Annotated in this window: 8 protein-coding genes; 6 read left to right on the forward strand and 2 right to left on the reverse strand. The window is 50.8% G+C overall.

The genetic code is table 11. The features are described 5' to 3' along the window. The coding region (locus ACEW8P_RS02600; protein WP_373511554.1) for a tetratricopeptide repeat protein at window positions 1-2,016 on the forward strand (2,016 nt) is incomplete at its 5' end. Further along, entirely contained in the window at window positions 2,013-2,468 is a 456-nt protein-coding gene (locus ACEW8P_RS02605) for a hypothetical protein (protein ID WP_373511555.1), read from the forward strand. The genes ACEW8P_RS02600 and ACEW8P_RS02605, both read left to right, overlap by 4 nt. A 98-nt stretch (window positions 2,469-2,566) precedes the next feature. On the opposite strand, the gene ACEW8P_RS02610 is transcribed toward ACEW8P_RS02605, so the two are convergent. Then, the gene (locus ACEW8P_RS02610) at window positions 2,567-3,196 is read right to left on the reverse strand and encodes a 4'-phosphopantetheinyl transferase superfamily protein (RefSeq protein WP_373511556.1); all 630 of its coding nucleotides are present in this window, start codon (window positions 3,194-3,196) and stop codon (window positions 2,567-2,569) included. 39 nt (window positions 3,197-3,235) lie between these two features. On the opposite strand from ACEW8P_RS02610, the gene ACEW8P_RS02615 reads away from it, so the two are divergent. The 4 genes from ACEW8P_RS02615 (at window position 3,236) to ACEW8P_RS02630 (ending at window position 6,213) form a co-directional block, all read left to right on the forward strand. Further along, complete coding sequence (locus ACEW8P_RS02615) at window positions 3,236-4,138, forward strand: WD40 repeat domain-containing protein (RefSeq protein ID WP_373511557.1); 903 nt, start codon at window positions 3,236-3,238, stop codon at window positions 4,136-4,138. Between the two features lie 191 nt (window positions 4,139-4,329). After that, entirely contained in the window at window positions 4,330-5,283 is a 954-nt protein-coding gene (locus ACEW8P_RS02620) for a DivIVA domain-containing protein (protein WP_373511558.1), read from the forward strand. Window positions 5,284-5,290: 7 nt separating this feature from the next. Beyond that, window positions 5,291-5,641: a dihydroneopterin aldolase gene (gene folB / locus ACEW8P_RS02625; protein WP_373511559.1), complete on the forward strand. Its 351-nt coding sequence runs from the start codon at window positions 5,291-5,293 to the stop codon at window positions 5,639-5,641. Continuing rightward, complete coding sequence (locus tag ACEW8P_RS02630; RefSeq protein ID WP_373511560.1) at window positions 5,638-6,213, forward strand: pentapeptide repeat-containing protein; 576 nt, start codon at window positions 5,638-5,640, stop codon at window positions 6,211-6,213. The genes folB and ACEW8P_RS02630 overlap by 4 nt, the downstream gene beginning before the upstream one ends. A gap of 7 nt (window positions 6,214-6,220) precedes the next feature. Here ACEW8P_RS02630 and ACEW8P_RS02635 read toward each other — a convergent pair. Further along, on the reverse strand, window positions 6,221-7,625 hold a 1,405-nt coding region (locus tag ACEW8P_RS02635), incomplete at its 5' end, for a SulP family inorganic anion transporter (protein ID WP_373511561.1).

The following is a 7,625-nucleotide window of genomic DNA, read 5'->3' on the forward strand; positions in this document are numbered from 1 at the left end:
GAGGTGCTGCTGTTCAGTCGCGGAGCTAACATTCAGGAAGCCGTCATACTGGAGAAGATTTTTAGCCGGTGGAAAAGTCGGGCGCAACCTGCTGAAGACGTAGCCGCCGAGCTGAAAGCTCTGCTGGACAGCCCGGATACAGCGCCGGAGCAGAAGTTGCAACTGCTGCTGGACAATTGCCTGGTCGGACGGCGGACGATTCTGATTTTAGATACCTTTGAGGACGTGCAGACGGATGCCGACGGCGCCCAGCAGCAAGCCATCGTGTCGGAAACCCTACGGGCATTTATCCGCCACCTCCTGCAAAATAGCCCGCCCGACTGCCACGTGCTGTTCACGACCCGCTACGCCATTACGGGTCTGGATGGGCTAGTGACTCACCTGAAGCTGGATAAACTGACCTATGCTGAGCAATACCGGTACCTCAATTTCTCTCCTACGCTCCGCCAGATTCCGCTGGCCGAGCGGGATCTGCTCCATCGTCGGTTCGATGGGCACCCCCGCGCTCTTCAGTTTTTGGAAGGGCTTCTTGCCAAAGCCCCCGCAACCGACCTGTCCACGTTGGTTAAGCAGGCGGAGGGGCAAATCTTTGAAAACTTACTGCTGGGGCGCATCTACGACCGGCTGACGGCGCAGGAGCGGGAGGTATTTACCGTAGCCTCGGTCTTTTCCAACCGCAGCACGCAGGCAGCCCTCGGTGCGGTACTACCCATAGATCCGGCTGCCTTAGCTCCCGTAATAACGGCTTTGCGTGACTGGTCACTTTGTTTTTGGGATGAGACCGCCCAGGTCTTTGAAGTACACGCCCTGACCCGGGAATGGATGCGCAAACAGGGCCACCCTACACTTGATAGGTTTAAAACGATATCGCACCAGCTAGGGGTCTATTACCAGGAACAACCTACCTGGGAGGATGAAATTCTGGCAAAAGGCTATTTCGAGCAAGCCGAAGCCTGGGAGGAATACGCTGATACTGCTTTCAGGTTAGAGGATCATTACCGGCTCATTGGTTTGTATCCGTTAGCCCGGGATTTAAATGTGGAAGTACTTGAACGAAATATCTCACTTAGGATCAATGCCCATGCGCGAAATTCGTTAGGTGTAGTTCATTTTAGTCAGGGCCAGTATGCGCAGGCATTGACCTATTACCAGCAGAACTTAGTAATCGCTCAAGAGATTGGCGACCGGAGCGTTGAAGGCGCGATGCTCAATAACATTGGCAGCATATACAGCAGGCAAGGGCAGTATATGCAGGCACTGACCTACTATCAGCAGAACTTAGTAATCGCTCAAGAGATTGGCGACTGGAGCAGTGAAGGCGTGGCGCTCAATAACATTGGCAGCATATACAGCAGGCAAGGGCAGTATGAGCAGGCGCTGACCTACTACCAGCAGAGCTTAGCCATTGCTCAAGAGATCGGCGACCGAAGCAGTGAAGGCGCGACGCTGTCCAACATTGGCGACATCTACCGCAGGCAAGGGCAGTATGAGCAGGCGCTGACCTACTACCAGCAGAGCTTAGCCATTGCTCAAGAGATCGGCGACCGGAGCGTTGAATGCAGAAGGCTCAACGATATCGGCTTAATCTACAAAAGGCCAGGGCAGTATGAGCAGGCGCTGACCTACTACCAGCAGAGCTTAGCCATTGCTCAAGAGATCGGCGACTGGAGTAGTGAAGGCGTGACGCTCGGCAACATTGGCATAATTTACCTCGATCAAGGGCAGTACGAGCAGGCCTTGACTTACTTAGAACTGAGCTTAGCCAACGCTCAAGAGATCGGCGACCTTGACGGTATAGCGACGGCGGCATCTAATTTAGGAGCCATTTACTTTGAACAATATTTGAATGTAGAAAAGGCAATTCCCTTATTCATGCGGGCGTATCACCTATTTACTGAAATGGGCTCCCCGAATGCCAATGCACCAGAAAATTATCTCAATGCCATCCTTACACAAATCGGAGAAGAACGATTTATGCAAATTATTCAATCCAATCAAACCAATTCACAATCATGATAGACTCCCTGATCCCTCCCGCCTTAAAGTACATTACCGACTTAGTCCTCGACAATGAGGAGGTCAAGAAATTCCCCAAAGAGTTCATAACGGCCTCCATGAAGTGGATTAGCTCGTGGTTTTTGGAGGATGATCCTGTCACCAAAACGGTGGTCAATTCAGACAGCCCTGCCGTAGCGAAAGAAGCCGTTTTGAAGGCAAAACTAAATGAGCTACTCAAGAATCCGCAATTCGCGCAGGAGTTAAACGAGCATCTGGCCGCTTACAACGTTCAGCGTAGCCGTATCAAGAACGTAGCGGTTGACGCCCAGATTGAGGCTCAGGGGAACGTACACATTGGCGACAAAGGCACAGGCGATACGACGGCTTATGACGAAAAGAACGTAATCAAAGGCGGTTCCATAAAGGCTGGCAAGGACTTCCATCTCGGCGACGATTATACAAGCAAGTAATCGTTTTTACTATGATGGCGAATGCTTCTCATTTATTCTTGACAGTAGGTAGATAGCACCTGCCTATTGAGACACCAAAAATAATTTGTTGGTCGCACTCACACTGCCACCACCAAACAATACTGCCCTAGCCACCGCACATACAATGCCGATTCCAAACGCCTGCCGTCGTCATTGAGTGATCCTAGCAAATGCCTCGCATTATGGGCGAAAGGTTGTATTTCAATATTGTTTTTGAAACTCACTTTATTTCTGCCGTTCAGTTTGAAAAGTGCTTCTTTGGCACACCAATAAGTACACAGCGTCGATAAATAATCCCCCGCTTCAAGCATTTCATTTTCGTTCAGGTACTTGCGAGCGGTACGACGGAGTTTGTCATCTTTTTTTTCCATATCGATTCCGACTGGAGATTTAGGGTTAATCACCGCCGCGACGTAGTCGAAGGTGTGCGTAATCGAGATGTAATGCTGACTACCGATTAAAAACGGCTTGCCGTGTTCGTCCTTCCAGGTACCTTGAAAAACTTCCCCCGCTTCGGCTACGATTTTTGCCAGCAGTACTCGCCCGGCCAGCCATTCGCGCTTTTTTTGAGGATGTGAAATAGCAGAAAACCCCATTAAATCCGCGGCGGCGGGCAGCATTTCGTGCAGCACTTCCGCCGATTCGCAGAGTTCCCAAACCAGCAGGCGGCAGTCTTCGGTGATGTTCTCGGCGTGAACGAGCGGCATATCATCTGCGTTTGTTTTCCAAAACCTTTCCCTCTTGCTATGAAAGTGCGCAAAATAGATACTTTTTCGGGTCATCGCGACTGCGTGTACGCATTAATTGCCGATCCCGGCGGACAAAGTTTCTATTCTGCCGGGGGCGACGGGCTGGTCGTTCGCTGGGATGTCACTAAGCCCGACCTGGGCGATTTGGTGGCCCGCGTCGAATCGTCGGTGTACGCGCTGGCGGTCGATTCGGCAACGGGCTTGCTGTGGGTGGGGCAAAATTACGAGGGAATTCAACTCATCGACACCGTAGAAAAAAAAGTCGTGGCGTCCATGAAAATAAGTTCGGCGGCGATTTTTGATATAAAAATCTGGCAGGAAACGGCCTTCGTTGCTTTGAGCGACGGGGTCATCACAGTCATCGACATTCCGTCTTTTGCCATTAAAAAACACCTGAAAGCTGCTGGTAAAAGCGCCCGCACCCTGGCCCTGCGGCCCAACCACCGCGAACTAGCCGCCGGATTCAGCGATTGGAGTATCGGGATTTTCGATCTCGACAATTTGACTTTAAAAACCAGAATTCCGGCCCATGACAATTCGGTGTTCGCTACTCAGTATTCACCAGACGGACAGTACTTGATAACAGGCAGCCGCGATGCCCACCTGAAAATGTGGGACGCCAGCCAGGACTACGCCTTAGTGAAAGATATTCCGGCGCACATGTTCGCCATCAACGATATAGCTTACCGCACCGATGGGGCGTTCCTGGCCACAGCCAGCATGGACAAATCCATCAAAATATGGCAATCCGATACCCTTCAACTTGTCAAAGTCGTGGACCGCGCCCGTCACGCCGGACACGCCACTTCCATTAACAAACTACTGTGGTTACCACATGACGACCTGCTAGTATCCGCGAGCGACGACCGTAGCATTTCGGTTTGGGAGATTGAAGAGTGAGCGGTCAAAGGCAAACTACCTCAACCGAATACAGAGTTGGGTGTACTTTCTCAAATGGTTTGGCGTGGTTATTGAGGAACTGAAAGACGAAGCCCGACCGCCCATAGCTAATTTGTTTTTGAAATTTGCCATATTAATCGGTACTTAACCGAATTATCCAAGCGAAATATTCCATAAAACGGGCCATAAAAATGAAAATCTCCCCCATCGATATTCGACAGCATACCTTTGAAAAAGGATTCCGGGGTTACGACATCGACGATGTCAACGCCTTCCTTAACTCACTTTCGCAGGAATGGGAGCGCGTGATGAACGAAAGCAAGATGCTGAAAATGCAGCTCGAGATTGCTGAGAAAGAATTGAACAAATTACGGGATGTAGAGATGACGCTTTTCCGCACCCTTAAAACCGCCGAAGACACTAGCAGCCAAATTACCGAACAGGCTAATAAAGCCGCCGAGAAGTACCTTGAAGAATCGCGCCGCAAAACGGACGAGACCATCGCCGAAACCAAGCGCAAGGCAAGTATGATCGTGCAAGACGCTGAGAACGAGGCCAAGTACATCCGCGAGGAGATCATCAACGAGCTCAAAAACCAGGAGCGCGATTTCAAGGCGATGGAAAAGTACCGCGACAACGTGGTGGTGCAGCTCAAATCGTTGGTCAATAACACCAGCGAAACTGTGGAGCGCTTCGAGAAAAAATTCAGCGAAGACTCTTCCTTTACTCAAAAGATGGAAGAGATCAAGCAACAGGTTACGGAAGCCGCTAACCAACCTACACAGGTGGAGGCCCAAATAAGTGAAGAGAAAGACGAAACGGTAGCAGAAGTCGTAAGCGAAGAGGAAGTAGCTGTGGCAGAAACTGCTGACGAGACGACCTGGGAAGAGTCTGAGAAGACCGACGAACAAGAAGAGCCGGTCGCTATCGGCAGCGATGAGGAATCGAAAGCACAGGAAGATGATGACATCGAAAAACCCACAGCTAAAAATGCTGCTGATGAGGCCCTGGCCGAAGTAGAAAAAATGGCCAAGGTCCGCAAAACTACCGAAGAACTGGACGTAGCCGATGATGCGGACCGCAAGGTTGCCACTGACAAGGGCAGTTCGAAAAATAAAGGTTCGTTTTTCGACCAGATCGGTTAACGTACCTATGGGAACGATTTCACTCGAAGGCTTAGAATTCTTTGCTTATCACGGCTATTACGACGAGGAGCAAAAAGTGGGCAACAAGTACTCGCTCGACATCACGATCCACACCGATTTCTCTCTGGCTGCCCAAAACGACCGTCTGCGTGGCACGGTCAACTACGAGGAACTTTACGCCATTGCCTCCGAAGTGATGCAGGAACGTGCCCGATTGCTGGAGCACATCGCGTACCGCCTCATTGCGAAAATCCGTGAAAAGTACCCTGACGTGGAGAAGGTTCACGTGGCGGTGTCCAAGTTCAATCCTCCGATCGGGGGTGTTTGCTTAAGATCGAAGATTACGCTCGAAGGATGAGCCTTAATTACGTGGAGAACGAAACGTACCGAAGCCTGGATTTTACAGAGAAAAAACTTCCCAAAGGTGAGTACGACGACTGCACTTTCAGGAACTGTAATTTGGCCGATTCCGACCTTGCAGGAGTGAGTTTTGTGGATTGCGCGTTTGAAGACTGCAATCTCAGTTTGGCAAAAATCATCAATACGGCCTTTAAAGAAGTGCAGTTTACAGACTGCAAAATGGTGGGGCTGCACTTCGAGAATTGCAACCCTTTCCTGCTGAGTATGAGTTTTGACGGCTGTCAGTTGAATCTTTCCTCCTTCTACAAATTAGGCTTGAAGAAGTCTAAGTTTAGGCATTGCAGTTTGCATGAAGTAGATTTTACCGAAGCAGATTTCACGAATTCCGTCTTTCAGGAGTGCGACTTTGCCGGGGCGATTTTCGACCGTACTGTTCTGGAAAAGGCGGACTTTCGCACCGCCTTCAACTACTCTCTCGACCCCGAGAACAATAGGATCAAAAAGGCGAAGTTTTCTTTAACCGGATTGCCAGGGCTGCTTGACAAATACGGGATTGAGGTGAAGTCCTGAGAAGGAACTACACCATATCCACCGCCACCTTGTAGTTTGGATCTTCCACGACATTCACGTCGATCAATTCCTCCGCATTGGCCAGTAGCTTCCGGCAATCGGGGCTGAGGTGTTTAAGGTGAACCTTTTTTCCAACCTTTTGATAACGTTCGGTGATTTTATTGAGCGCCTCGATGGCTGACATATCCACCACCCGGCTCTCCTCAAAGTCGATTACTACCTCATTTGGGTCGTTCAGCACGTCAAATTTTTCATTGAAAGCGGCCACCGATCCGAAGAATAGCGGTCCGTAAATTTCGTAGTGTTTCGTGCCGTCTTCGTCGAATCGCTTGCGGGCGCGAATGCGCTTGGCGTTGTCCCAGGCAAAGACCAGCGCAGCGATGATGACCCCCACGATAACGGCCAGGGCCAGATTGTGCAGCAGCGCGGTCACCATGGTTACAAGTACCATCACAAAAACGTCGGACTTGGGCATCTTGTTAAAAGTACGCAGACTGGCCCACTCGAAGGTGCCAATAGCCACCATGATCATCAGCCCCGTGAGGGCCGCCATCGGCAGTCGCTCGATTAAGCCCGAGCCGAACATAATGAAGACCAGCAGCATTACTGATGCCACAATACCGGATAACCGCGCCCGGGCGCCTGAGGAAATGTTGATTAAGCTTTGCCCAATCATAGCGCAGCCCCCCATTCCTGAAAAAACACCTGACAAAATATTGGCCGCGCCCTGCGCTACGGCTTCTTTATTACCGCGCCCACGCGTTTCTGTAATTTCGTCGATAATATTGAGCGTCAACAGGCTCTCGATCAGGCCCACCCCAGCCATGATGGCGGCGTAGGGAAAAATGATGGTGAGTGTTTCAAGAGTAAACGGCACGCTTGGCAGATGGAAAGGCGGAAAACCGCCCTGAATCGAAGCCATATCGCCGACCGTTTTGGTGTCGATGCCAAAGTACGTAACGATACCGAAAACTACCAGAATGGCGGTCAGCGACGCCGGCACGGCTTTGGTGAACTTGGGCATTGCCCAAATAATGAACATGGTGAGTAGTACCAAGCTCAGTAATACGTAAAGCGAGTTTCCCGTGAGCCAGGCGCCCGAGACATCCTTGAATTGGTCGAGTTGCGACATGAAAATGATGATCGCCAAGCCGTTAACGAATCCGAAAATGACCGGATGCGGCACGAGCCGCATCAGTTTACCCAAGCGCAGCAGCCCTGCGGCGACTTGAATAATGCCCGCCAGTACCACTGTGGCGAAGACGTACTCCACGCCGTACGATTTTGCTAAAGCCACGATGATTACCGCCACTGCGCCCGTCGCGCCCGAAATCATTCCGGGACGACCACCAAAAATGGACGTAACCAAACCCATCATGAAAGCCGCGTACAATCCCGTCAGTGGGGAGAGT

The sequence above is a fragment of the Persicitalea sp. genome (assembly GCF_041751555.1).
Classification (GTDB): Bacteria; Bacteroidota; Bacteroidia; order Cytophagales; family Spirosomataceae; genus Persicitalea.

What these genes read in the sequence shown, in the direction of transcription:
- ACEW8P_RS02605 (WP_373511555.1), top strand. Translation starts at nt 2,013, where the DNA reads ATGATAGACTCCCTGATCCCTCCCGCCTTAAAGTACATTACCGACTTA.
- ACEW8P_RS02610 (WP_373511556.1), bottom strand. Translation starts at nt 3,196, where the DNA reads ATGCCGCTCGTTCACGCCGAGAACATCACCGAAGACTGCCGCCTGCTG.
- ACEW8P_RS02615 (WP_373511557.1), top strand. Translation starts at nt 3,236, where the DNA reads ATGAAAGTGCGCAAAATAGATACTTTTTCGGGTCATCGCGACTGCGTG.
- ACEW8P_RS02620 (WP_373511558.1), top strand. Translation starts at nt 4,330, where the DNA reads ATGAAAATCTCCCCCATCGATATTCGACAGCATACCTTTGAAAAAGGA.
- folB (WP_373511559.1), top strand. Translation starts at nt 5,291, where the DNA reads ATGGGAACGATTTCACTCGAAGGCTTAGAATTCTTTGCTTATCACGGC.
- ACEW8P_RS02630 (WP_373511560.1), top strand. Translation starts at nt 5,638, where the DNA reads ATGAGCCTTAATTACGTGGAGAACGAAACGTACCGAAGCCTGGATTTT.